This window comes from Corynebacterium curieae, assembly GCF_027570035.1.
GTDB classification, from domain to species: Bacteria; Actinomycetota; Actinomycetes; order Mycobacteriales; family Mycobacteriaceae; genus Corynebacterium; species Corynebacterium curieae.
Genome location: NZ_JAKMUU010000012.1, coordinates 1 through 24,119 on the forward strand (window position 1 = coordinate 1; position 24,119 = coordinate 24,119).

At 56.8% G+C, this 24,119-nt stretch carries 22 protein-coding genes; 1 reads left to right on the forward strand and 21 read right to left on the reverse strand.

The genetic code is table 11. The features are described 5' to 3' along the window. Window positions 1-142 precede the first annotated feature (142 nt). The 21 genes from tyrS to uvrA form a co-directional block, all read right to left on the reverse strand. Window positions 143-1,402 carry a tyrosine--tRNA ligase gene (tyrS, locus tag L8V01_RS11315; RefSeq protein ID WP_269947114.1) on the reverse strand — a complete coding sequence of 420 codons (1,260 nt, stop codon included), beginning with the start codon at window positions 1,400-1,402 and terminating at the stop codon, window positions 143-145. Between the two features lie 24 nt (window positions 1,403-1,426). Further along, window positions 1,427-1,600: a Trm112 family protein gene (locus L8V01_RS11320; protein ID WP_259887244.1), complete on the reverse strand. Its 174-nt coding sequence runs from the start codon at window positions 1,598-1,600 to the stop codon at window positions 1,427-1,429. 56 nt (window positions 1,601-1,656) lie between these two features. Next, window positions 1,657-2,694, reverse strand: a complete 1,038-nt coding sequence (locus tag L8V01_RS11325) for an ornithine cyclodeaminase (RefSeq protein ID WP_269947115.1) — start codon at window positions 2,692-2,694, stop codon at window positions 1,657-1,659. A 12-nt stretch (window positions 2,695-2,706) separates the two neighbouring features. Beyond that, on the reverse strand, window positions 2,707-4,224 hold the full coding sequence (locus L8V01_RS11330) for an amino acid permease (RefSeq protein WP_269947116.1): 1,518 nt from the start codon (window positions 4,222-4,224) through the stop codon (window positions 2,707-2,709). A 219-nt stretch (window positions 4,225-4,443) separates the two neighbouring features. Beyond that, window positions 4,444-5,874, reverse strand: a complete 1,431-nt coding sequence (argH, locus tag L8V01_RS11335; protein WP_269947117.1) for an argininosuccinate lyase — start codon at window positions 5,872-5,874, stop codon at window positions 4,444-4,446. Window positions 5,875-5,880: 6 nt separating this feature from the next. Beyond that, window positions 5,881-7,101: an argininosuccinate synthase gene (locus L8V01_RS11340; protein WP_269947118.1), complete on the reverse strand. Its 1,221-nt coding sequence runs from the start codon at window positions 7,099-7,101 to the stop codon at window positions 5,881-5,883. A gap of 80 nt (window positions 7,102-7,181) precedes the next feature. Next, window positions 7,182-7,664: an arginine repressor gene (locus L8V01_RS11345; RefSeq protein WP_269947119.1), complete on the reverse strand. Its 483-nt coding sequence runs from the start codon at window positions 7,662-7,664 to the stop codon at window positions 7,182-7,184. 3 nt (window positions 7,665-7,667) lie between these two features. After that, window positions 7,668-8,531 (reverse strand): ornithine carbamoyltransferase, encoded by an 864-nt coding sequence (gene argF / locus L8V01_RS11350; protein ID WP_269947136.1) that lies wholly within the window; start codon window positions 8,529-8,531, stop codon window positions 7,668-7,670. A 53-nt stretch (window positions 8,532-8,584) separates the two neighbouring features. Further along, on the reverse strand, window positions 8,585-9,748 hold the full coding sequence (locus tag L8V01_RS11355) for an acetylornithine transaminase (protein ID WP_269947137.1): 1,164 nt from the start codon (window positions 9,746-9,748) through the stop codon (window positions 8,585-8,587). An 11-nt stretch (window positions 9,749-9,759) separates the two neighbouring features. Beyond that, entirely contained in the window at window positions 9,760-10,695 is a 936-nt protein-coding gene (argB, locus tag L8V01_RS11360) for an acetylglutamate kinase (RefSeq protein WP_269947120.1), read from the reverse strand. Between the two features lie 13 nt (window positions 10,696-10,708). Continuing rightward, on the reverse strand, window positions 10,709-11,878 hold the full coding sequence (gene argJ / locus L8V01_RS11365; protein ID WP_269947121.1) for a bifunctional glutamate N-acetyltransferase/amino-acid acetyltransferase ArgJ: 1,170 nt from the start codon (window positions 11,876-11,878) through the stop codon (window positions 10,709-10,711). 15 nt (window positions 11,879-11,893) lie between these two features. Further along, window positions 11,894-12,937 carry an N-acetyl-gamma-glutamyl-phosphate reductase gene (argC, locus tag L8V01_RS11370; protein WP_269947122.1) on the reverse strand — a complete coding sequence of 348 codons (1,044 nt, stop codon included), beginning with the start codon at window positions 12,935-12,937 and terminating at the stop codon, window positions 11,894-11,896. Between the two features lie 147 nt (window positions 12,938-13,084). Then, entirely contained in the window at window positions 13,085-15,598 is a 2,514-nt protein-coding gene (pheT, locus tag L8V01_RS11375; protein ID WP_269947123.1) for a phenylalanine--tRNA ligase subunit beta, read from the reverse strand. Window positions 15,599-15,622: 24 nt separating this feature from the next. After that, on the reverse strand, window positions 15,623-16,669 hold the full coding sequence (pheS, locus tag L8V01_RS11380) for a phenylalanine--tRNA ligase subunit alpha (protein WP_269947124.1): 1,047 nt from the start codon (window positions 16,667-16,669) through the stop codon (window positions 15,623-15,625). Window positions 16,670-16,771: 102 nt separating this feature from the next. Further along, the gene (locus tag L8V01_RS11385; protein WP_269947125.1) at window positions 16,772-17,575 is read right to left on the reverse strand and encodes a TrmH family RNA methyltransferase; all 804 of its coding nucleotides are present in this window, start codon (window positions 17,573-17,575) and stop codon (window positions 16,772-16,774) included. A 105-nt stretch (window positions 17,576-17,680) separates the two neighbouring features. Next, window positions 17,681-18,133, reverse strand: a complete 453-nt coding sequence (locus L8V01_RS11390; RefSeq protein WP_269947126.1) for a TM2 domain-containing protein — start codon at window positions 18,131-18,133, stop codon at window positions 17,681-17,683. Between the two features lie 150 nt (window positions 18,134-18,283). After that, window positions 18,284-18,667 (reverse strand): 50S ribosomal protein L20, encoded by a 384-nt coding sequence (rplT, locus tag L8V01_RS11395; protein WP_005323264.1) that lies wholly within the window; start codon window positions 18,665-18,667, stop codon window positions 18,284-18,286. Between the two features lie 55 nt (window positions 18,668-18,722). Continuing rightward, window positions 18,723-18,917 (reverse strand): 50S ribosomal protein L35, encoded by a 195-nt coding sequence (gene rpmI / locus L8V01_RS11400; RefSeq protein ID WP_005323265.1) that lies wholly within the window; start codon window positions 18,915-18,917, stop codon window positions 18,723-18,725. Between the two features lie 36 nt (window positions 18,918-18,953). Continuing rightward, a complete protein-coding gene (gene infC / locus L8V01_RS11405; RefSeq protein ID WP_080970442.1) occupies window positions 18,954-19,475 on the reverse strand; it encodes a translation initiation factor IF-3 in 522 nt (173 codons plus the stop codon). A 270-nt stretch (window positions 19,476-19,745) separates the two neighbouring features. Further along, window positions 19,746-20,594: a serine hydrolase gene (locus tag L8V01_RS11410; RefSeq protein WP_269947127.1), complete on the reverse strand. Its 849-nt coding sequence runs from the start codon at window positions 20,592-20,594 to the stop codon at window positions 19,746-19,748. A gap of 6 nt (window positions 20,595-20,600) precedes the next feature. Further along, window positions 20,601-23,441 carry an excinuclease ABC subunit UvrA gene (gene uvrA, locus L8V01_RS11415; protein WP_269947128.1) on the reverse strand — a complete coding sequence of 947 codons (2,841 nt, stop codon included), beginning with the start codon at window positions 23,439-23,441 and terminating at the stop codon, window positions 20,601-20,603. A gap of 65 nt (window positions 23,442-23,506) precedes the next feature. Between uvrA and L8V01_RS11420 the strand changes: the two genes are divergently transcribed. Further along, window positions 23,507-24,109: an MBL fold metallo-hydrolase gene (locus L8V01_RS11420; RefSeq protein ID WP_269947129.1), complete on the forward strand. Its 603-nt coding sequence runs from the start codon at window positions 23,507-23,509 to the stop codon at window positions 24,107-24,109. Window positions 24,110-24,119 lie beyond the last annotated feature (10 nt).

A 24,119-nucleotide genomic window follows, 5' to 3' on the forward strand; every position in this document is an offset into this window, starting at 1 on the left:
CGAAAGTAACCTCCCAGCTACCTCGCGGCGACCTGCAATAATCTAGCCCACCACAACCAAACAACACAAACCCGCAGGACAAGCCTTAAAAATGAAAGATGACGCCCTTCCAACAAATGGAACGGACGTCATCTACCGCTGTTTAGCTCAACTTAGCGCCAGCGAAGTTCTTCTTGCCTCGGCGCAGCACCAGCCAACTTCCGTAAAGGAGGTCTTCCGCAGACGGTTCCCACTCGGCTGATTCGATGCGCTGGTTATTGACGTAAGCTCCGCCCTCCTTGATGGTGCGGCGAGCTGCTCCCTTGGAATCTGCCAGGCCGCTGGCTACCAGAAGGTCGACGATGGTGCGCGGTTCGCCAGCGGCAATTTCTGCGACGCTGGTTTCAGATAGTGCGCCGGCAAGAGTCTTCTCGTCCAGCTCAGAAAGTTCCGCCTTGCCAAAGAGCGCTTGAGCGGCAAGCTCGACAGCCTTAGTTGCCTCTTCACCATGAACCAGATCGGTCATCTCTTGTGCCAGGCGGCGCTGCGCTGCGCGCTTGTACGGCTCTGCTTCCACGGCGTGCTCGTATTCGGCGATTTCCTCCTGCGTTAAGAAGGTAAACCAGCGCAGGTAGTCGATGACTACAGAGTCACCAGCATTGAGGAAATATTGGTACCAAGAGTAAGCGGACGTCTTTTCCGGATCGAGCCATAGTTTGCCGCCACCGGTGGACTTGCCGAACTTCTGGCCGGAGGCGTCGGTAACCAGCGGCACGGTAAGGCCGTGCACCTTGGCACCGTCCACGCGACGGTTGAGGTCAACACCGGAGACAATGTTGCCCCACTGGTCACCGCCGCCTATCTGCAATACGCAGTCGCGTTCGCGGCGAAGCTGCACGAAGTCATTGGACTGCAGGAGCATGTAGGAAAACTCGGTATAGGAAATGCCGTCGCCTTCGAGGCGCCGCTTGACGGTATCGCGGTCCAACATCGTGTTGAGGGAGAAGTTCTTTCCCACATCACGCAAGAAGTCAATGACGGACATGTTCATGGTCCAATCCGCGTTATTGACCATGGTGGCAGCTTGCTCGCCGTCGAAGTCGATGAAGCGACGCAATTGGCTCTTGATGGCGTCAAGGTTATGCGCCAAGTCTTCCTCACTAAGCATGGAGCGCTCGCCGACGTCGCGCGGATCGCCTATGAAACCTGTCGCGCCACCTGCCAGGGCGATCGGGTGGTGCCCAGCCTTCTGGAAGCGGCGCAGCATGATAAGCGGGACCAAGTGGCCGGCGTGGAGTGAATCACCGGTTGGGTCAAAGCCGCAGTACAAAGCGATAGGTTTCTCGCATGCCTCGCGGAGGGCTTCAAGATCTGTGGACTGGTTAATCAGCCCGCGCCATTGCAGTTCATCGATGATATTCATGGAAGGTCTTTCTCAAGTTCGAAGTTAAGCTGGCCATTTCTGGGCGTGGTCTACAAGCATGACTGGGATGTCATCCTCAATGGGATAGGCAATGCCCAGCCGCTCGTTGACGAGGACCTGTTTTTGTTCCAGATATGTCAAAGGGCCCTTGTCTTGCGGGCAGACAAGGACCTCTAGCAACTTCGGGTCAAGACTCATGCGTCATATCTTAGCGGGTAGCGGGAGAAGTTGGATCCCTCTACCCCACCTTGGCCTTAGAGCAGGGACGGAACATTAGCAACCAAGGAGAAGAGATCCTTGGGGTCATCCGGGTTGGCAATGATGTCAATCTCAGACTCCAAGTCGGTACCCTTAACCGAATCGCGCAGGTAGCGCAGTGCGGAGAAGTCATTGATGGCGAATCCGACGTCATCGAAAAGCGTGATCTGCTCATCGTCATCGCGGCCGGTGGCCTGACCGGTGAGCACCTGGTAGAACTCGACAACCGGGAAGTTCTCCGGCTTCTGCTGGATTTCGCCCTCGATGCGGGTCTGCTCTGGGAACTCTACGAAGACCTTGGACTTGTCCAGAATGGAGCTCTCCAGCTCGGTCTTACCTGGGCAGTCACCGCCGACGGCATTGAGGTGGACGCCTGGGGCGACGTGGCGTTCGGCCAGAATCTGGTTCTGAGCCTTGTCTGCGGTGCAGGTGGTAATGATATCTGCGCCCAAGACCGCCTCGTCGACACTGGAGCAGGCGGTGATATTAAAGCCCAGTGGCTCAAGGTTGCGCTTGAACTTTTCTACCGCCTCAGGGTCAATGTCATAAATCGTGATGTCCTCAATGCCCATGACGCCGCGGAATCCGAGTGCCTGGAACTCGGACTGGGAGCCGGCACCGACCATGGCCATGCGCTTGGAGTCCTTGCGAGCCAAGTGCTTAGCCACCATGGCGGAGGTGGCAGCGGTCCGCAGTGCGGTAAGCAGCGTCATTTCGGCCTCGAAGGTGGGGTAACCATTGTCGACGTCGGCAAGCACGCCAAAAGCAGTAACCGTCTGGAATCCTCGCGCCGGATTAGATGGGTGACCGTTGACGTACTTGAAGGAGTACTCCTTGCCATTGGAAGTAGGCATAAGCTCGATAACGCCGAACGGAGTGTGGGAGGCAACGCGTGGAATCTTGTCAAAGCGCTCCCACTCGCGGTAGTCCGCCTCGAAATAGTCCACCATCCCGGTAATGATGTTTTCTACGCCTTCGCGCTGAATCCAACGCGCCATATTTTCTACGTCTACAAATTTAACTGCGTGATTCATCAAAGTTCCTTTCTAGTTCTTTGGGTGAAGATCTGTTTGCGGTGCGGCCGGGAAGCTAGATGTTGGCAGGTGCTTTGCCTTCCTCTCTTCCGCGATTGCGCGGATCCGGTCGCGCCATGCGTACCACATTGCCGTAAAGACCGGAACGAGGAGCAGGGTCGATGCGAGCGCATAGGTACCAATTGGATAGTCAAAGGCCATCAAGACAATGACCAAGCCAATGAATACGAGCACGGCCCAGTCACCGCCTTGACCGAATGGCGAACGGTATCCCGGCCGGGTGTAGCGCCCGCTTTTGGATAGGTGCACAAACTTTAGATGCGATAGCGCAACCGCAGCCCATGAGGCGAGTGTGCCCAGCGCCGCTAGGTTGAGAACGATTTCGAACGCCATCTCCGGCACAACGTAATTGAGGAATACACCGACCAAGCCCACAATTGCTGCCATTACGATGCCGCCATAAGGAACGCCCGACTTAGACATGCGGGCACCGAAATTCGGACCAGAGCCCGAGGTGGACAAGTTGTACATGATGCGCCCAGTGGAATAGAGCCCAGCGTTCAGCGAGGAAATCGCGGCAGTAATAACCACTAGCTGAAAGATCGGGGCGGCTGCGCCGACGCCCAAGGATTCAAAGAAGGTGACAAACGGCGATACTTCCGCAACGTAGTTGGTATATGGCAGAACCAGCGTCAACAGCAGTACGGAGCCAAAATAGAAAACCAAGATGCGCATAAGCACGTTGTTGACGGCGCGCGGGATGTGCTTTTCAACGTTCTTCGTTTCACCGGAAGTGGTACCGACTAGCTCGATGCCGGCATAAGCAAAGACAACACCCTGCACGACGATCACCGCAGGCATAAGACCATTGGGCAGCCATCCTCCGGTTTCGGAAATAAGGCTGAACCCGGTTGGGGCGCCGCTCGGATGCCCAAAGATGAGGACACCGATGGCCACCAGCATGAAGATAATCAGCGCCACGATTTTGATCAGGGAGAACCAGTATTCGAGCTCGCCAAATATCTTCACCGAGAGCATATTGAAAACAAGAATGCTGCAAATAACGACGAGGGCTAGAGCCCACTGCGGAATGGAATCAAGCCACGAAGTGTACTGGCTGAACCACTTGATGTAGATGGCCACTGCGGTGCCGTCTGCAACCAAGGTCATGGCCCAATTGCCCCAATATAGCCAGCCGGTAACAAAAGCGGTCTTCTCGCCATAGAACTCACGGGCATAGGAGACAAAAGAGCCGGAGCTGGGACGGTAGACGATGAGCTCGCCTAGAGAACGAAGGATGATATAGCCGAAGAAACCGCAAATGAGGTACAGCACCGCGAGGAAGGGCCCAGCCGTTTGCAGGCGGCTGCCCGTGCCCAGAAGAAAGCCGGTGCCAATTGCAGAACCTATGGCAATCATCTGCAGCTGGCGATTGCCCATTCCCTTCTGCAGCCCGTGGTCTTCCGAGGCGAATACCGCCTTCTCATTCTCGTGCGGCCCAGCGGTGGGCGGTGGAGAATTTACAGTCATTGGGGAGATCGTCCTTTCATTACCCGGAATGCGTTTACTGGGTCACATTCTCTGGCAAATGTTAACGCACCTCACTGTAATGCACGTCACCGTTACCCCCGTTATGTTGAACAAACCAGTTCGCAGGTTGAGAAAAGAGGTCAGTCCCCCTACCCCCATTGCAAGACATAAAAGAACCGCATGGCCATAGACCATGCGGTTACTACGATGCTGGGACGATTAGCGGAGTGGTGCCTGTGCCCAACTACGGGCCGCGGCGACTCGCTCGCGGATCTTCTCCCGCTGCTCAGCCACGCGAACTCCGGCCGTTCCCCCCTTTGTGGCGCGAGAGGCAACCGCACCATCGATAGTAAGCACCTCACGGACGCTAGGCTTGAGCCGTTTGTCGACGCCCTGCAGCTCCTCATCGCTAAGATCCACTAGGTCCACCCCGCGTTGCTCGGCAATCCGCACGCAAGCACCGGAAGCCTCATGCGCTTCGCGGAAGGGGACGCCTTGGCGGACCATCCACTCGGCCAAGTCAGTAGCCAGGGTAAATCCACGCGGGGCGAGTTCTCGCATGCGATCCTCATGGAAGGTCAAGGTGGATACCAAGCCGGTCATCGCCGGCAGCAGCAGGTTGAGCTGCGCCACTGAGTCAACGATTGGCTCCTTGTCTTCCTGCAGGTCGCGGTTATAAGCCAGCGGTTGCGCCTTAAGCGTAGCAAGAAGACCCGTGAGGTTACCGATGAGACGGCCCGTCTTGCCACGGGTCAGTTCCGGAACATCCGGATTTTTCTTCTGCGGCATGATTGACGAGCCGGTTGACCAAGCATCATCGAGGGTGACGTAGCCGTATTCCGGCGTGCACCAGTAGATGATTTCCTCCGAGAGGCGAGACATGTCGACCGCGATCTGGGCCAGCACGAAGGCGGTCTCAGAGGCAAAGTCACGAGCCGCGGTGCCGTCCAAGGAGTTCTCCGCAGCAGCGTCGAACCCAAGCTCTTCCGCGATGGCCTCTGGATCTAGCTGCAAAGAGGAGCCGGCAAGCGCACCAGAACCATAGGGAGAAACCGCTAGGCGCTTGTCCAGGTCTTGTAGACGCTCGATATCGCGTAGAAGCGGCTGCGCATGGCCCAGAAGTTCGTGCGCTAAAAGAATCGGCTGCGCTGCCTGCGAGTGGGTCTTGCCAGGCATAATGGCTTCTGGATGCGCTTCAGCTTGGTCCGCCAGCGCATTGACAAGATCGCTGACTTGAGCCGCGATATCGCGAATGGCATCGCGAACCCACATGCGGAAAAGCGTGGCCACCTGGTCATTGCGGGAGCGGCCAGCGCGCAAACGGCCGCCGACTTCCGGACCAACGATTTCGATCAGCCCACGCTCCATAGCGCCGTGGACATCTTCGTCCGTAGGCGCTGGTGTGAACTCGCCAGAAGCTACCTTGTCCCCGAGCTCGCTCAGGCCGGACAGCATGGTGTCCAAGTCGGCGTCGGAAAGCAAGCCTGCCTTGTGCAGCACCTTGGCATGCGCCTTGGAAGCAAGCACATCATAAGGTGCCAATACCCAATCGAAGTGGGTAGAAACGGAAAGGGCAAACATCGCCTCGGAGGGGCCGCCAGAAAAGCGGCCGCCCCACAGGGCACCCTCATTGGTCTTATGGGGTTGCATACTCTCCTACTTCTGAGCGCTGGTAGGGAAACCGCCGTCGCGGTCACGCTGGTTGGAAATCTGAGTGGACAGGCCGTGGAGCTGCACAAAGCCCTTTGCGGCAGTCTGGTCGAAGGTATCGCCAGTATCATAAGTAGCCAGGTCAAAGGAGTACAGCGACTGGCCAGAACGGCGTCCGGTGACCGTGGCGGTGCCGGCGTGCATGCTCAGGCGAATATCGCCGGTGACGTTTTCCTGAGACTCCTCAATGAAGGCATCCAGGGAACGCTTCAGCGGCGAATGCCACAGTCCGTCATAAACTTCTTCGGACCAACGGGCATCGGTCAAGCGCTTGTAGCGAGCCAGCTCGCGCTCTACAGTGACATCCTCCAGCGCCTCGTGCGCCTGGATAAGAACCATTGCGCCTGGGGCCTCATAGACCTCGCGGGACTTAATGCCCACCAACCGATCCTCCACCATGTCGAGGCGGCCAATGCCCTGGGTGCCTGCCCGGCGGTTAACCTCTTCAATGATCTGCAGCGGGGACTTCTTTTGCCCATCAACAGCTACCGGAATGCCCTTTTCAAAGGAGATGATGATCTCATCTGGAGCATTGCCCAAGCCGGGATCCTCGGTGTAGGCATAGAGATCCTTTGTCGGCGGATTCCACAGATCCTCCAGGAAGCCGGTTTCTACGGCGCGGCCCCACAGATTCTGGTCGATAGAAAATGGGGAGGACGCGGACTGCTCAATGGGCAGATTAATTTCCTCGGCGAAGGCGATCGCCTTATCGCGCGTCCATGCATAGTCACGTGCTGGGGCAATAATTTCCAGGGAAGGGTCCTGGGCACGGAAGGACACCTCAAAACGAACCTGGTCATTGCCCTTACCGGTGCAACCGTGGGAGACGTGCGTGCCGCCGAATTCCTGGGCTGCCTCTACGAGATGCTTGGTAATAAGCGGACGAGAGATTGCCGATACCAACGGGTACTGCTTCATGTACATGCCGTTGGCCTTGATGGTGGGAACGCAGTAGTTTTCTGCGAACTCATCCTTGGCATCAATGACGATGGATTCCACGGCACCGCAGTCCAGCGCGCGCTGGCGTACGGATTCCATGTCCTCGCCGCCTTGGCCCAAATCTAGGGATACGGCTACGACATCGCCCCCGGTCATTTTTGCCAAGTACGGGATGGCAACAGAAGTATCAAGGCCACCGGAGTAGGCCAGAACTACGCGTGCGGACATGGAAAATCTCCTTAATCTTTTGGAAAGAATTCAGCTAAGTACATATTATACGAGATGGCCGGTAAATGCCAACGCGGTCTTTAAATATTTCGAGTGGTTAGCGTTACCGCCAGATCTGCGCCAGTCACGCCCTCGCGCGCTAATACGAAAATGGTGTCATCACCAGCAATACAACCAATGACATCGTGCAAACCTACCCTGTCAATGAAACTAGCGAGGTACTGGGCAGCGCCCGCTGGGGTGCGCAGCATTGCAATATTGCCGGAAGAATCGTGAGACACCACCAATTCATCCAGCATACGACGCAACTTTTCCCGCGGCCCGCCCACCTGGTCCTCGAACTGCTCCAATTCACCGCCGACCACATAAAAGGAACGCCCGCCGTCACGCTTGATCTTTCTCGCACCCAGTTCATCCAAGTCTCGCGACAAGGTGGCCTGCGTGATGTCTATCCCGTCTGCAAGAAGCAGCTCCGACAATTGCACCTGGCTGGTAACGCGATTGCGATCCAAAATCTCTAGGATTTTGGCCTGCCGAGCATTACGGGTGGTCGGGGTGTTCATTACTTAGTTGATCTCCTTATTTATTCCGAGCAACCAGACAAGAAGCGCCTTCTGCGCGTGCAAGCGGTTTTCCGCTTCATCAAAGACTCGCGACTGTGGGCCATCAATAACCTCAGCCGTGACCTCATTTCCGCGGTACGCCGGCAAACAATGTAAGAATATTGCATCATCATTTGCTTTGCTCATTAAGGTCGAATCAACCTGATAAGGAAGGAACGGCGTGCGCCTATCGCGGCCATCGTTTTCCTGGCCCATCGAAATCCAGGTATCGGTAATGACAACGTCTGCCCCCTTTACCTCATCAACATCGTCAGTAATGGTGATGTTGCCGCGCTTGCGCGCGCGGTCGACAAATTCTTGGCGCGGCTGGAATCCCTCGGGCGCGATAATAGAGACGTCCATGCCTGCGGTGGCAAAACCGATCATGTAAGAGTTGGCCATATTATTGTCACCATCCCCTAGGTAGACGGCCTTTCGGCCGCGCAACTCACCAAAGTTCTCACGGCAGGTCAGAAGGTCAGCAAGGATCTGGCAGGGATGCAGGTCGTCGGAAAGCGCATTGACCAAAGGCACAGTGGTTGTCTCTGCCATCTCGAGGAGATTGGCGTGGTCAAAAGTACGCCAAACAATAGCTTCCACATAACGCGACAGCACCGCCGCAGTATCTTGATAGGACTCCCCCTTGCCCATCTGGGTCGTGGAGGTACCAACGGTGATGGCGCGACCTCCCATATTGGCCACAGCGGTCTCGAACGAAAAGCGCGTGCGCGTGGACGTCTTATCAAAAAGCACGGCCACGGTCTTGGGACCGTCCAAAGGGCGCTCTACGAAGGGCTCCTTCTTTAACTCTTCTGCTAAATCAAGGATGGTTGCTTGTTCCTAGGGGCTGATGTCATCATCAGCTAAAAAGTGTCGCAGGCTCATGCCAGTTCCTCCAATATAGTCCGGAGCGTGTTCAGTGCTGTATCAAGTTCGTGCTGGGAGATAATCAAAGGCGGGGTTAAGCGGAGGACATTCTCCTTAGGTGCATTGAGAATGAGTCCCTTTTCCAGCCCGCCGCGCACGGCCTGCTTTGCCACCGGTGCATTTAATACAACTCCCAGCATAAGGCCTCGGCCGCGCACGTGGTCCACATTCGGCAGATTTTCTAGCTTTTGGCGCAGATAATCCCCCTTGCGGGTAACTTCCGCAAGAAATTCCGCATCCACGGTGTCAAGGACTACATTGGCCGCAGCGCAGGCCACGGGGTTGCCGCCAAAGGTAGTGCCATGAGTGCCGGGCGTAAATAGGTCTCTTGCTCGCCCTCGTGTAATCGTCGCACCGATCGGCACCCCAGCACCCAGCCCCTTCGCCATAGTGATGACATCCGGACGTACGCCTTCTATCTCGTGGGCGAAGAACGTCCCCGTGCGGCCCACACCCGTTTGGACTTCATCAACGATAAGCAATATGCCGTATTCTTCACATAGGTCGTTGACTTTCTGCATAAATCCGTCAGGTGCCGGTATAACCCCAGTTTCCCCCTGGATAGGCTCAAAAATGATGGCCGCAGTATCCTCCGGATTCAGCTCAACCAGCTGGCGTAGGTAGTCCGCGTCCCCAAAGGGATAAAACTCTACCCCACCCGGCAACGGGCGAAATGCGTTTTGCTTATCAGGCTGCCCCGTCAGAGCAAGGGAACCCATGGTTCGGCCATGAAAACCATGCTTAGCCGCAAGTATGCGGCGACGACCCGTCAAACGCGCAAGCTTAAATGCCGCCTCGTTTGCTTCCGCACCTGAGTTGCAAAAGAATACACGGGCGTTGACGTCTCCGACACGCTCAATGAGCTTCGCCCCCGCATCCAGTACGGGCTGAGTGGCAAAGAGATTTGAGGTATGAACCAGATTTTGCGCCTGGTGGTAAACCGCCTGCGCCACGTGCTCATTGCCATAGCCTAAGGCGTTCACCGCAATTCCTGCCAAAAGGTCAATATAAGAATTGCCCTTTTCATCGGTCAGCGTTGCCCCCTGTCCAGAGACTAGTCCTATAGGCGGGGTCCCATAAGTATCCACCAACGTCTCCCGCCACCGTTCGGTCAACATTTTTGCCTCGTTCACGCCGCATCATCCTTCCTAAAGATTGTTCCTTCGGGATAATCGTGTTTGTCATAGTCATTGGGCAGCACCATGGTGCCAATGCCACCCGGGGTTAAAAGTTCAAGGAGTACCGAGTGGCCAATCCGCCCATCGATAACGTGCGCTGCGGACACACCTGCCTCTACTGCCTTTAAGCAAGACTCCATCTTGGGAATCATTCCCGAATCCAATCGTGGGAGAAGGCTGGCAAGTTGGCCGCATTCGATCTTGGAGACGAGGGACTCGCGATCCGGCCAATCCGTATAGAGTCCTTCCACGTTGGTGAGAATGACCAGGCGCTCCGCGCCTAGTGCGCTCGCTAAAGCACCGGCCGCGCTATCGGCATTAATGTTATAAATAGCCCCATCGTCGCCAGGAGCAATGGTGGAGACCACCGGGATGCGCCCTGCCTCAATGATGTCCATTACGGCTGCTGGATTGACCTCTACGATATCTCCCACCATTCCGATATCGGTAAGCTCGCCATCGACGTCTACCAGCCGTTTCGTCGCACGGAAAAGGCCGGCGTCCTCGCCGGAGGTCCCCACCGCATAGGGCCCATGTGAGTTGATAAGGTTAACGAGACCACGTCCCACCTGCCCAAAGAGCACCATGCGCACCACATCCATGATTTCCGGAGAAGTCACGCGGAAGCCTCCCTTAAACTCCCCCTCAATGCCCAGCCGGTGCAGCATGGAGTTGATCTGCGGACCGCCGCCGTGCACTACCACGGGCTTTGCTCCCACGGTGCGCAAAAAGACCATATCCGCTGCAAAAGCCGCCTTGAGTCGCTCATCCACCATGGCATTTCCGCCGTATTTCACTACCACTATTGCGTCCCGATAGTGCTGCAGCCACGGGAGCGCATCGGCTAAAACGGTGGCGCGCTCTTGGTCGTTTAATCCACTCAACATTTTCCTCTCCTCCTTAGGAGCTATAGGCCGAGTTGATTTCCACATAGGCGTGGGAGAGGTCAGTAGTTCGCACAAATGCAGTGCCTGCTCCTCCCGTGCCTAGGTCCACGCGAACATCAATATCGGTGCCACTGAGGTCCACCTCGCGTGCACCGGGCGCTCCTGTTGAAGCTAAGCAAACCGGTTGGTCATTGAAGTAGACGGAGATGTTTTCTGGGTCCATTTCTGCATCGGCCATTCCCACCGCCGCGAGGACGCGCCCCCAATTCGGATCAGAACCGAACATGGCGCACTTAAAGAGGTTGTCGCGCCCCAAGGTCCGTGCGGCATTGAGTGCTTGGCTATCGGTTTCCGTGCCTTCGACCGTGATCTTGACCCTTTTGGTAACCCCCTCCGCATCGGCTTGCAGTTGATCCGCAATGTCACCGCACACCTTTAGGATCGCAGTATCGAGTTCTTCTTGGGTGGGTGATACTCCCGAGGCCCCAGAGGCCATAAGTATCACCGTGTCATTGGTGGAGGTGGAACCGTCTACATCCAAAGTGTTGAAGGTCTGGGCCGCGGCTGCATCTAGAGCATGCTGGAGGGCTGGGGCCTCTACCGCGGCGTCGGTAGTCAGGCATACCAACATCGTGGCTAGTGAGGGAGCCATCATACCCACGCCCTTCCCCATGGCACCTACCGACCAGCCAGGTCCGGAATAGGAAGCCTCTTTGCTTACGGTGTCCGTTGTCAGTATCGCCGCGGCGGCGGCGCTGGCATGTTCCGCATCCGTGCCTAGGTCATTCGCCACTGCGCGTGCTCCGGCTAGTGCCCTATCCATGGGCAACGGCTCCCCAATAAGCCCCGTCGAACAGGCGGCGATATCCTCTTGCGGAATACTTAGGGCACGGGAGACCTCAGCTACAAGCGCCTCCGCGTCTTCATCTCCCCGTGCCCCATTGCAAGCGTTGGCGTTTCCAGAATTAAAGACGACGGCGCTGAGCTGACCATCAGCCACCGCCTTTCGGGAGACCTTCACTGGAGATGCCACCACGCGGTTGCGGGTAAACACTGCTGCCGCATCAAAGCGAGGCCCATTATTAACAACTAACGCCATATCGGGCTTACCGGAGGGCTTAATGCCTGCGTTAGTTGCGCCGGCGCTGAATCCGGCCGGGCTAGTAATTCCATGTGTACTCATTGTTTCTCCTTATTCTTACGGGGCCACGGCTGCTTGTGGCAGGCCCAGAGTTTCCTCCCAGCCAAGGGTGAGGTTCATGCACTGCACCGCGGCACCGGCGGTACCTTTGCACAGATTGTCTAGCACAGACGTCACAATGAGGCGTCGGGCCCGCTCGTCCACATGGGCTTGGAGGTGGACCATATTGGTTCCCACTACGTTTTGGGTTTCTGGCTGCTGGCCTGCAGGAAGCACATGACAAAACGGCTCTTGTGCATAAAACTCACGGAAGGCAGTGTCGACCTCGCGCTTGCCGACGCCCCCTTTCAGCCCCGCCGTAACCGTCGCTAAAATTCCGCGCGGTAAAGGTGCGAGAACAGGGGTAAAGCTTACGGAGAGCTTGTCTTGTGTAAAGGGCTGCAGGTTCTGCAGAATTTCCGGGGTGTGCCGATGCAGTCCGCCGGGTTTATATGCCTTAAGGTTTCCCATGGTTTCTGCACCGAGCTGCGCCACAGAAGCCTTCTTTCCGGCACCGGACACACCGGTAATGGCAATGACAGAAAGCTCGGGCTCGATGAGCCCTTGGGCTACAGCTGGCAACGCACCTAGTGTGATAGCCGTGGGAAAACACCCCGGCACCGCAACGCGGTTCGTATGGCGCAGCGCCTCCCTATTGCCGGGGACCTCAGGAATGCCATATGGCCAGCTTCCTGCGTACTCTTTCCCGTAAAAACTATCCCAGTCTTCCTTGCTGCGGAGACGAAAATCTGCTGCGCAATCGATCACCGTGGTGGATTGCCCCACCTGCTGGGCAATCTTTGCGGAGTGTCCATGGGGTAGTCCTAAAAATACGATGTCGTGGCCACGCAGGTTTTCAGCCGTAGTTTCCGCGATGACGCGGTCAGCAAGCTGCGGGAGATGCGGCATGAGCTCACAGACTTTTTGCCCCGCGGTGGAGTGGGCAGTAAGCGCACCGATGCGCAGGTCCCCTGCCTTATAAGCTGGGTGAGAAAGAAGCAGGCGAAGTATTTCGCTACCTGCGTATCCGGTGGCACCTGCAATTGCAACTGAAATCATCATACCGGTGACTATAGCAATAAATACAGTCCAACGTATGTTATTCAGTAAATTCTTTACTAAACGCCAGTTCAGCGGCTCACAGGAACTGAAAAATGCATGAAAAAGGGGCGGTGAGTTAAATCTCACCGCCCCGTATTCAGCTCTTAGCTAGGCGCGCATCTCGGCACCCAGGCGTTGCTTGGCCAATTCCGCAGCAGCTGTGCGGTGCTCATTGACTTCCTCGTCCGTCAACGTACGATCCGGAGCCCGGAACAACAACTGGAACGCTAAGGACTTTTTGCCCTCCCCCAATTGCTCACCGCGGAAAATATCGAACAGCTCCACGGATTCGATGAGCTCACCTGCTCCCTCTTCGACGGTGGCGCGCACGCGCTCGGCCGGCACATCCTCATCAACTACCAGGGCAATATCCTGGTGCAATGCGGGGAACGAGGACAGCACTGGCGCCGGGAACTTTTCCTCCAACGGCATGGCAGTAATGTCTAGTTCCATTGCACAGGTGCGTGCTGGCAGGTTCAGCGCCTCCAATACCTGGGGGTGTAGCTCACCGGCATAGCCCAGCACCACGCCGGTGCCAGCAACTTTGACGGCGGCACACCGGCCCGGGTGCCAGGGCAGAACCTGGGCCGCTTCTAACTCGATATCCACACCGGCGGCGCGAGCAACCTGCTGGGCGGACTCGATAGCGTCGGCATAAGAGTATGCACGTCCCTCACCCCAGGGGCCTTCGTGCTCGATATTGCCCGTTGCCACCGTCGCAACGTGCAGTGGCTGCTCTGGCAGGGTTTCGAGGAGCTCAGAAACAACCTGCTCCGAAGGCCGTTGCTCTACGGAAGGCATGGGCGATGCCTCAGCGCGCTTGAACGCCACCTGCTGCAGCCCGTACAGGGCAAGGTCGCTGCGGCCACGAGCAACGTTTCGGCCGATGGCCTCCAGCATATTCGGTAGCAATGTCGTTGACAGGATAGCCTTGTCGGCCTCGAGCGGATTTTGCACCTCAACGGTGCGGCGGCGAGCATCATCCTTGTCAAGGCCCCACACATCAAAGGTGTCGTTAGCCACGAACGGAGCCGGCAATACCTCTGCATAACCGGCATAGGCTAGGCCATGACCGATAGCGCGGCGTCGCTTCTGCGCCGGCGTTAGCCCGCGACCGCCTGCCGGAGTAGGCAGCACTGTTGGAATATCCTCTAGCCCCTCGAGGCGCAATACCTCCTCAATGAGGTCAACATCCATAGCGATGTCGGTGCGCCACGTTGCCGGCGTTACCTGCAGCAGCTCGCCTTCATCCGAGACGGTGCAGCCGACTTCCTCAAGGCGGGAAATCACGGTCTCACGGGAGTAGTCAACGCCTGCGTACTCGCTGGCCTTTGCAGTGCGCAACGCAATGGGCTCGCGCCTGGCAACGTCCCCAATAAGCGTACGGCCCACTTCAATAGTGCCGCCCGCTAACTGCTGCAAGAGAGCACACGCGGTGTCCAAAGCGACCTCAACAATCGCGGGATCCACGCCGCGTTCGAAGCGGCGGGAGGACTCAGAGGACAGCTTATGGCGGCGAGAGGTGCGCGCCACGGTAATAGGATCCCAGATGGCAGATTCGAAGACGACGTCAGTGGTTTCTTCCGAGATTTCGGAGGTAGTGCCGCCCATGACGCCGGCTAGCGACTGGATTCCATTGTCATCGCAAATGACCACGTCTTCTGCAGAAAGTTCACGCTTTACATGGTCCAGAGTCTCGAACTTCTCGCCCTCCTCCGCGTTACGGACAACGAGGTTTCCTTGGATCACGTTAGCGTCAAAGGCATGCATCGGGGCGCCCAACAGCAACATCACATAGTTTGTAATGTCCGTAGGCAGGTTCACGCTGCGCTGGCCGCAGAGCATAAGCTCGCGCTCCAACCAGAATGGGGTTCGCGCCTGTGGGTCGATGCCGCTGACCTTGCGGAGGCCGAAACGCTGGGTTTTGGTCTCGGGGTTTACAGTGACATCGATAAGCCCGCCTTGCGCCGCCGGAACTGCGGAAGTATCAATGCCAGCGACTGAAGGATCTGCAGCAATATCGGCAAAATCTAGATCAAAAGCGGAGGCAATCTCGCGGCTCAATCCACGCGCGGAGAGCGCATATCCGCGGTCCGGGGTGATGTTTACGTCAAAATCAGTATCGTGCAATCCGATGATCGGGCGAGCATCCTCGCCCACCTTATCGGCAACTTCATCGCCCAAGACGATGATGCCGTTGGCCTGTGCGCCCAAGCCAAGCTCCGCGCCAGAGCACATCATGCCATTGGAGATGTGATCGTAGGTTTCGCGGGCCGCGATCTTGAAGCCACCTGGCAGCTCTGATCCAGGAAGCGCCACGACGACATAGTCATTCAAGCGGAAATTCCGAGCACCGCAAATAATACCCTGTAGCTCGCCCGTGCCATTGGCCTTGCCTACATTGACCTGGCAGTAGCGGATGGGCTTTTTGAACTGAGTAAGCTCTTCTATCTCTACGACCTGGCCAATGACCAGCGGACCGGTGCTCTCCGGAACAGCTGCGTAGCCTTCAGTTTCAAAACCGACGCGCACGAATCCGGAATCCATATCGGCAGCGGAAACGTTCCAACCAGGGTTCTTAGCGCCCAGGATGCGGGTGACCCAGTCTTGGGAAATAAGCATTAGTGTTTCAATCCTTTCTGGGTTTTAAGCCTGTACGCCAAACGGCAGGGTGAAGCGGACATCGCCTTCGACCATGTCGCGCATATCGGTCAAGCCATTGCGGAACTGCAGCGTGCGCTCAAGGCCCATGCCAAAAGCAAAGCCCGTATACTCCTCTGGGTCAACGCCTACGGCGCGGAGCACATTGGGGTTCACCATTCCGCAGCCGCCCCACTCGATCCATCCGGCGCCGCCCTTCTTATTGGGGAACCACACATCGACCTCGGCAGAGGGCTCAGTAAATGGGAAGTAGTTCACACGCATGCGCGTGGTGGTCTCCGGTCCGAACAGCACCTTCGCCAAGTGCTCTAGGGTGCCGCGCAGGTGAGCCATGGTTAATCCCTTGTCTACGGCCAAACCTTCTACCTGGTGAAAGACCGGAGTGTGGGTGGCATCAAGCTCATCGGTGCGGAATACGCGACCCGGGCAGGCAATATAAAGTGGCACGTCGCGGTCTAGCATGGTGCGCACCTGAACCGGAGAAGTATGGGTACGCAATACCTGCTTAGAACCCTCGCCGGCAACGTGGAACGTATCCTGCAGGGTACGTGCTGGGTGATCCGGCTTGAAATTCAGAGCATCGAAGTTAAAGTACTCCGCCTCAATCTCTGGGCCATCCGCAATTTCCCAGCCCATGCCGATGAAGATGTCTGCAATACGCTCAGACAGTGCGGTAATCGGGTGAAGGGCACCAGTTTGTGTGCGGGTGGTGGGAATTGTGACGTCTACGGTCTCTGCTCGCAGCTGCTCCTCGCGAGCCTTCTGCTCCAAGACATCCTTAACCTGGGCAAAGCGCTTTTCCATCTTGCCGCGGGCCATGTTGACTGCCTTGCCAGCGCTCTTGCGCTGATCCTTGGGCAGCTGCCCCAACGACTGACGAGCCTGCGGAATATAACCGCCATCCCCAAGGTGCTCGCGGCGGGCGGCAGCCAACTCGTCTAAGGTTTCGGCTGCGTCGAAGGCTTCGATAGCCTTATCGGCCGCGGCCCCAAGAGCCTCTTCGGTCAATTCGATCTGCGGTGTATCGGACACGTACTTCGTACCTTCTTCTCGCGCGAAAACTAACGCGTGCAATCTTACTCTGTCACTAGGGAGCTGACCGTCCCAGGGACCCCCATTTCATTCGAGCTCGGTTTAACCGCGTTCTTGTGCCTTTGCTGACTCATAGAGACAGATGCTCGCGGCAGTTGCAAGGTTGAGGGACTCAGCGCGTCCACGCAGCGGAATACGTACCCGCATATCCGCTTCTTCCAGTAGCTCGCCCAAGCCATGAGCCTCGTTGCCAAAAAGCCAAGCCGTAGGCTGGGACAGATCGGCCTCCGCAAGGTCTACTTCCCCATCGGCGGCCGTGGCTACAATTTGCATGCCCGACTTACGCAGCTGCCCCAAAACGTCTTTGATGTTGGGGTCTCGCGCTACCGGAACATGAAAGAGTGAACCGGCCGAAGCACGTGCTACCTTGCAGCTGAGGGGATCAACAGTTTCACCTGCAAAAATGACGCCATCTGCGCCCATTGCATCTGAGGTCCTAATTAGTGTTCCCGCATTTCCCGGCTCCGAAGTTAGCACCGGCACAGATACAAGACGCGGCTTACCGTTGAGGATTTTACCCGCCGACCACAGCACTGGTTTGCAAAGCGCAAATATACCCGTGGTGGTGGCTGTATCAGACAGGTGCTTGGCGGCCTTATCTGTAATGGGGTGAACATATACACCCATGTATCCACAGGCGGTAATAATCTCACCAAAAAGTTCAGCTGCTTTGTCTGTTACAAATACGTCAACAGCCGCTCCAGTCGATACCGCCGCATCCACGGCATTTTCTCCCTCAATTAGGAATTGCTTCGCCTTCTTGCGGTTAGCCGCACGGTGCAGCTTGGCTGCGTTAACAATGCGTGGGGTGCGTTCAGTAAAGGCAGAGTCAAAATCCAAATTCATGGCTACTACCCTACCTAGTAATCTACCCTTTTCAGATACGGCCCCTAGGGGCCCGAAAAAGAAAAATCCCGTTGCCGTCGGGCAACAAGATCAAATAGGTAGTCGTTACTTAGCCAGCGGGACCCCGCGGGAGTCCTTATCGTAATCACCGGCGCCGGCGATTATCATGATGAACTCAATAAACACCCAGATGCCGAGGATGGCCCAGAATGCGAATCCGAGCAAGAACCAGAAAGTTGCCCAACCCAAGATGTTGAGCACCAACTGCGCTACGCCGAAAGAGGTTCGGCCAGTATAGAAGTTATGCGCGCCGAAGGAGCCTAGGAAGAAGCACAACAGCAAAGCTGCAATCCACGATTTCTGCTGTCCTGGTGCCACGTATTGCTGCTGCACAGGGTACGCACCCATGTTGGGTTGCGGGGAATAACCCTGGTTGTACTGCGGTTGATAACCGGTTTGTTGACTATAAGGATTGTACTGCTGGCCCTGGTTGCTGTCGTAGGACTGGCTAGAATTCTCGCCATTTTCAGGTTGGTAGCCACCATTGGGGTTCGTCATAGGGAATCTTTTCCTCGGTCTCGGGCTTTCACGGATTCTGGATCTAATTTAGCATGCTAGTCTGAGCTCACTAGATAAGCAGGGACGAAAACCAAAAGTGCCCGCTTGCCTAGCTCAAAAGCAGGCGAAGCGGACACCGTATCCTAGTGACTAGGCAGCCTTAGGAGCGTTAACGTCCTCAGGCAGGGCAGCCTTGGCAGCCTCGCATAGTGCGGAGAATGCCTCGAAGTCATTGACAGCAAGTTCAGCCAGGATCTTGCGGTCGACCTCAATCTCAGCCAGGCGCAGGCCGTGGATGAGGCGGTTGTAGGTGATGTCGTTCATGCGGGCAGCAGCGTTGATGCGCTGGATCCACAGTTTACGGAACTCAGACTTACGAGCGCGACGGTCGCGGTAAGCGTAAGTCATGGAGTGCAGCCACTGCTCCTTCGCCTTACGGTACAGGCGGGAGCGCTGGCCGCGGTAGCCCTTGGCGGACTTCAGAATCGCGCGACGCTTCTTCTTGGCGTTAACTGAGCGCTTTACTCGTGCCACAGTGATACTTCCTTAATTCAAATTGTGATGGCGGATGTGGGTTGATTCGGCGCTATTATGCGCGGCCGAGCAGACGCTTGACGCGCTTGGTGTCAGGCTGTGCGACTGCCTCGGTGCCCTTCAGGCGACGGGTACGCTTGGACGGCTTGCCCTCCAGCAGGTGGCGGCGGCCAGCCTGCTCACGGCGCAGCTTGCCGGAACCGGTCACCTTGATACGCTTTGCGGTGCCCTTGTGGGTCTTCTGCTTCATGAGTATTAAGTCCTTAAATCCTACGTGGAATCTGGTCTACTTCTTGCCCTTGCGAACCGGACCCAAAACCATGGTCATGTTGCGACCATCCTGCTTGGGGCGGGACTCAACGACGCCAACTTCTGCGACGTCATCAGCCAAACGCTCCAAGAGGCGGAAACCCAGCTCCGGACGCGATTGCTCGCGGCCACGGAACATGATGGTCACCTTGACCTTGGATCCCTTCTCGAGGAAGCGAACTACGTTACCCTTCTTCGTCTCATAATCGTGATCATCGATCTTCGGACGGAACTTCTGTTCCTTCACCACGGTCTGCTGTTGGTTCTTGCGGGCTTCGCGAGCCTTTTGAGCCTGCTCGTACTTGAACTTGCCGTAGTCCATGATCTTGGCCACTGGGGGCTTTGCCTTCGGTGCTACCTCAACCAAGTCAAGGTCAGCCTCATATGCAAGCTTGCGAGCATCATCGGTACGGACGATGCCCACCTGTTCACCACCGGGGCCTACCAGACGGACCTCGGGTACTCGGATACGCTCATTGATGCGAGCTTCAGCGCTGATTGTGGTTCTCCTCGATTAGGGGGTGTATGAGTAAGTAGTTCACCTACCGGGACCACAAACGAATCAAACCCGGTCTGCCAAAGACAGCCGGGAGTTCTCACAGTGCCAAGCACAAGTGCTTGGTTACCTTTACCTTTATCCTACGAACATTGCTCGCGGCTTCGGGTGGGAGATACTCCGCTTGTGACCCACGAACCTCGAAAAGGCGTCATGGGCGGTAGTGGCTTTGAGGATAGCAGCTTCTCCCCTTCCCACCAAATCGCAACTCGTCTAACGATCTTCGCATTGGGCAGCTGGTTCAATGTTGCCTTCATCCACCCCAGCTTCAACGATGCCGACCAACTGATGAGCGAGGTAATCTACCGCTGGCTCGGCCTCCGCATAATTCTCCCCATCCGTAACCACAGATAGCGCTATGCCGACGCGTTTTCCAGCAACCTCATGAACACCAAATTGGCGGTAGGTGTACTCATTTTCTTCCTCATCCAAGCCCCAGCCGCTTTTGGCGCGGGTTTGTTTCTCCTTAGACAAACCAACCTTCTGCCAGGACACGATGTCCTTCAGCACCTTGTGCACGTAGTCGGCCTCTTCAATACAGGGTAGTTGGGCGCCGAAGTCCGCCTGGTCTTTTAATGGCCACGTGGAGTAACCGAAGGCGGTGTCGTGGATATCCGCATGTGATCCATAGGCATCGAGCAAATCCCCCACTGCTTTATCGGCCGAGCCTTCATGCCATTGCACCTGCGACCACAAGGTGTAGGCGGCATCGTTATCTGATTCCTTGATTGCCAAGTCGACCAGGCTCTTATCCGCGCCGTCTTTAAGCGCTGCAATGGCGATAGGAACCTTGATAGTGGACCAGACGGGGCCCTCGCCTTTATCCCCCGCAGCAATAGTGGCGTCACCGGCGGAAATGGCAACACCAACCTGGGCATGATATTTCTTTGCGGTCTTGTCCACCGCACGGTCAAGCTGAGTTCGCACGAGGTCCTGGTCCGACGCCGAAGAGGTAGTCGAGGACGCTGGGGCACTTTCTGTCCCGGGTTCGCCAGAACAAGCGCTCACTGTCAACAGGGTGAGCGCTGCGAGCAGGCTGACGTCAAGGCGTTTATTCTTCACGATTCCCTACTTCAACATGTCCTTCAAATAGCTACCCGTATAGGAGCCTTCCACCTGTGCTACATCTTCTGGGGTTCCCTGCGCCACCACAGTGCCGCCGCCGGCGCCGCCTTCTGGACCCATGTCCACAATCCAGTCTGCGGCCTTGATGACGTCGAGGTTATGCTCGATAACTAGTACCGAGTTGCCCTTGTCTACTAGCCCCTGGATAACCAACATCAGCTTCCGAATGTCCTCAAAGTGCAAGCCGGTAGTCGGCTCGTCCAAGATGTAGATGGTTCGGCCGTTGGTTCGCTTTTGCAGCTCCGAGGCGAGCTTGACGCGCTGAGCCTCGCCGCCAGAGAGTGTGGTAGCGGCTTGGCCAAGGCGGACATAGCCAAGTCCGACATCGACAAGCGTGGCAAGGTAGCGGTGAATGGAGTTGATGGGTTCGAAGAAGTCCGCCGCCTCAGAGATGGGCATATTTAGCACCTCAGCGATGTTCTTGCCCTTGTAGTGCACCTCCAGAGTCTCGCGGTTATAGCGAGCGCCCTCGCAAACCTCGCACGGAACGTAAACGTCCGGCAGGAAATTCATTTCGATTTTGATGGTGCCCTCGCCCTGACAAGCCTCGCAGCGCCCGCCCTTGACGTTGAAGGAGAAACGACCGGCCTTGTAGCCTCGAACCTTGGCCTCTTGAGTTTCCGCAAAAAGGTTTCGGATCTTGTCAAAGACGCCTGTGTAGGTAGCTGGGTTAGAACGCGGGGTACGACCAATTGGGCTCTGGTCCACCTGTACCAACTTGTCTAAGTGCTCCACGCCCTCGACGCGCTTGGCGCGGCCTGGGACTTGGCGTGCGCGATTGAGCTTATTGGCCAAAGTCTTGGCTAAAATCTCATTGATCACCGTGGACTTGCCAGACCCTGACACGCCGGTGATGCACACCAATACGCCCAACGGAATCTCCACGTTGATGCCCTTAAGGTTATTTTCGCGCGCGCCGACAACCTTGAGGAGGCGTTCCTTGTCAATCTCTCGGCGGTGGTCCGGTACGGCGAGCACCTTCTTGCCAGAAAGGTACTGGCCAGTGAGGGACTCTTCTACCTTCTCGATTCCAGCAGGCTCGCCTTGGTAGACCACCTCGCCGCCGTATTCACCGGCACGCGGTCCAACATCGACGAGCCAATCAGATTCCCGGATGGTGTCCTCATCGTGCTCAACCACAATGAGGGTATTGCCAATATCGCGCAGGCGCTGCAGGGTCTTAATAAGGCGCTGATTATCGCGCTGATGCAGGCCGATGGAAGGCTCATCGAGCACGTAGAGAACCCCGGCCAATCCGGAACCAATCTGGGTCGCTAAGCGGATGCGCTGCGCTTCGCCGCCTGACAAAGTGGAGGCACCGCGGTCAAGGGTGAGATAGTTCAAGCCCACGTCCAGAAGGAAACGCAGGCGGGCCTGGGTCTCCTTGAGCACCGCACCGGCAATGATTTCCTCACGGTGACCAAGCACCAAGGAGTCCAAGAACTCGGAGGCGTCTTCGATAGAAAGCGCACATAACCCAGCGATGGACTGCTCACCATAAGTGGTAGACGCCAGGCGGACGGCCAAGATTTCCGGCTTCAGGCGGGTGCCCTTACAGGTGCTACATGGTACGCGGCGGGTGTACTGCAGCAGGCGGTCTTTTTGGGACTGGGAATCGGTGGTCTCTAGTTTGCGGTGAATGAAGCCGGTCGCACCCTCAAACGGCGCGGTCCAGTTGCGCTGCCGTCCGTAGCGGTTCTTATACCGGACCTGCACCTCTTCATCCGTGCCATAAACGAGCGCGTGGCGCTGTTCCTCGGCCAATTCGCTCACTGGGGTTTTAGGGTCAAACCCCATCGCCTTTCCTAGACCCTCCACCAGCTTGACAAAGTAGCGGGAGTTCGGGCTGGAGTGCCATGGCTGAATGGCGTCTACCGCCGGCGCATCTGGGTCTGGAATCAGCAGATCTACATCGACTTCCAGCTTGGTGCCCAAGCCATCACACACGGGGCAGGAGCCAAATGGGGCGTTGAAAGAAAAGGCACGGGGCTCATACTCTTCGATGGTCAATGTGTGGCCATTCGGGCAGGCGGCCTTCTCCGAGTAAGTGTGGGTAAGCTCTTCCCTATCCACGAACTCGATGGTCACCAAACCTTCTGCTAGGCGCAATGCGGTTTCCACCGAATCGGTCAACCGTTGCTTTTGCGAAGCCTTTACCTGCAGGCGGTCAACCACTACCTCAATATTGTGCTTGATCTGCTTCTTTAGCTTAGGCGGATCGCTGAGCTGATAGGTCTCCCCATCCACGCGGACGCGGGAATAACCTTGGGCCGACAGATCCTGGAAAAGATCGACGAACTCTCCCTTGCGCTTGCGCACCACTGGTGCGAGGACCTGAAATTTCAGCTTTTCTTCCAAGCCAAGTACCGCATCTACAATCTGTTGCGGCGTTTGGCGCTCAATTACCGCATCACACTTGGGGCAGTGCGGCGTGCCAGCACGGGAAAACAGCAAGCGCAGGTAGTCGTAGATCTCCGTAATCGTGCCCACCGTGGAGCGCGGATTGTGGTTCGTTGACTTTTGATCGATGGACACTGCCGGGGAAAGGCCATCAATAAATTCCACATTCGGCTTATCCATCTGCCCCAAAAACATGCGGGCGTAGGAGCTTAAGGATTCCACATAACGGCGCTGGCCCTCAGCGAAGATGGTGTCGAAGGCCAGCGAAGACTTACCGGAACCCGATAGGCCGGTAAAAACAACCATTTTATCGCGGGGAATATCAATATCCACGCCCTTGAGGTTGTGTTCGCGGGCACCGCGCACCACCAAACGATCAGCCACTGTGCTCAGACCTCCAGTCCTAAGGATTGCAATCTTCACTCGAATGTACCCGTAGGCTAGGACACATGACTAACGAGCTTCAGCTACATCAGATTTCCGTATCCGAAATGGACAATAACTGCTACCTTCTCCAAGCAGGCAAGGAAGGCTTGCTTGTCGACGCCGCCGATAACGCCCCCGCCATCTTGGACATGGCCCGCGAGGCTGGGGTAAAGATCACCGCCGTGCTCACCACCCATCGCCATTGGGATCATGTGCGCGCGCTGGAGGAGGTCCTCTCCGAAACCGATGCCACCCACTACGCCTCCTTTCTGGACTCCCCAGCCATCCCGGCCAACGTGGATGTGGAGCTGCGCGACGGCGATACCATCGACTTCGCAGGTCTCCATCTGCCCGTGCGCATCTTGCGCGGCCACACTCCGGGAGGGGCTGCTCTGATCGCCACTGTTGAAGGCATCACCAACCTCTTTGTGGGCGATTCCCTCTTCCCTGGCGGGTTGGGCAAAACCACCTCCGAAGGAGACTTTGTCCGCTTGTATAAGGATGTAACAGGACGCATTTTTGATGAGTTCCCAGACAACGCCATTGTGCGTCCCGGCCACGGCAAGCCCACGATCTTGGGTGAGGAACGCCCCAAGCTGGGTGACTGGTGGGAACGCCGCTGGTGATCCAGCGGCC

Bases quoted from the DNA above. Each gene is read 5' to 3' on its own strand.
- L8V01_RS11390 (WP_269947126.1), bottom strand. From the start codon at position 18,133: ATGACGAACCCCAATGGTGGCTACCAACCTGAAAATGGCGAGAATTCT.
- L8V01_RS11340 (WP_269947118.1), bottom strand. From the start codon at position 7,101: ATGTCCGCACGCGTAGTTCTGGCCTACTCCGGTGGCCTTGATACTTCT.
- L8V01_RS11385 (WP_269947125.1), bottom strand. From the start codon at position 17,575: ATGAATTTGGATTTTGACTCTGCCTTTACTGAACGCACCCCACGCATT.
- argC (WP_269947122.1), bottom strand. From the start codon at position 12,937: ATGATGATTTCAGTTGCAATTGCAGGTGCCACCGGATACGCAGGTAGC.
- L8V01_RS11355 (WP_269947137.1), bottom strand. From the start codon at position 9,748: ATGTTGACCGAACGGTGGCGGGAGACGTTGGTGGATACTTATGGGACC.
- rpmI (WP_005323265.1), bottom strand. From the start codon at position 18,917: ATGAAGCAGAAGACCCACAAGGGCACCGCAAAGCGTATCAAGGTGACC.
- pheT (WP_269947123.1), bottom strand. From the start codon at position 15,598: ATGCTTATTTCCCAAGACTGGGTCACCCGCATCCTGGGCGCTAAGAAC.
- tyrS (WP_269947114.1), bottom strand. From the start codon at position 1,402: ATGAATATCATCGATGAACTGCAATGGCGCGGGCTGATTAACCAGTCC.
- L8V01_RS11325 (WP_269947115.1), bottom strand. From the start codon at position 2,694: ATGAATCACGCAGTTAAATTTGTAGACGTAGAAAATATGGCGCGTTGG.
- L8V01_RS11320 (WP_259887244.1), bottom strand. From the start codon at position 1,600: ATGAGTCTTGACCCGAAGTTGCTAGAGGTCCTTGTCTGCCCGCAAGAC.
- argH (WP_269947117.1), bottom strand. From the start codon at position 5,874: ATGCAACCCCATAAGACCAATGAGGGTGCCCTGTGGGGCGGCCGCTTT.
- L8V01_RS11345 (WP_269947119.1), bottom strand. From the start codon at position 7,664: ATGAACACCCCGACCACCCGTAATGCTCGGCAGGCCAAAATCCTAGAG.
- argJ (WP_269947121.1), bottom strand. From the start codon at position 11,878: ATGAGTACACATGGAATTACTAGCCCGGCCGGATTCAGCGCCGGCGCA.
- L8V01_RS11330 (WP_269947116.1), bottom strand. From the start codon at position 4,224: ATGACTGTAAATTCTCCACCGCCCACCGCTGGGCCGCACGAGAATGAG.
- L8V01_RS11420 (WP_269947129.1), top strand. From the start codon at position 23,507: ATGACTAACGAGCTTCAGCTACATCAGATTTCCGTATCCGAAATGGAC.
- argB (WP_269947120.1), bottom strand. From the start codon at position 10,695: ATGTTGAGTGGATTAAACGACCAAGAGCGCGCCACCGTTTTAGCCGAT.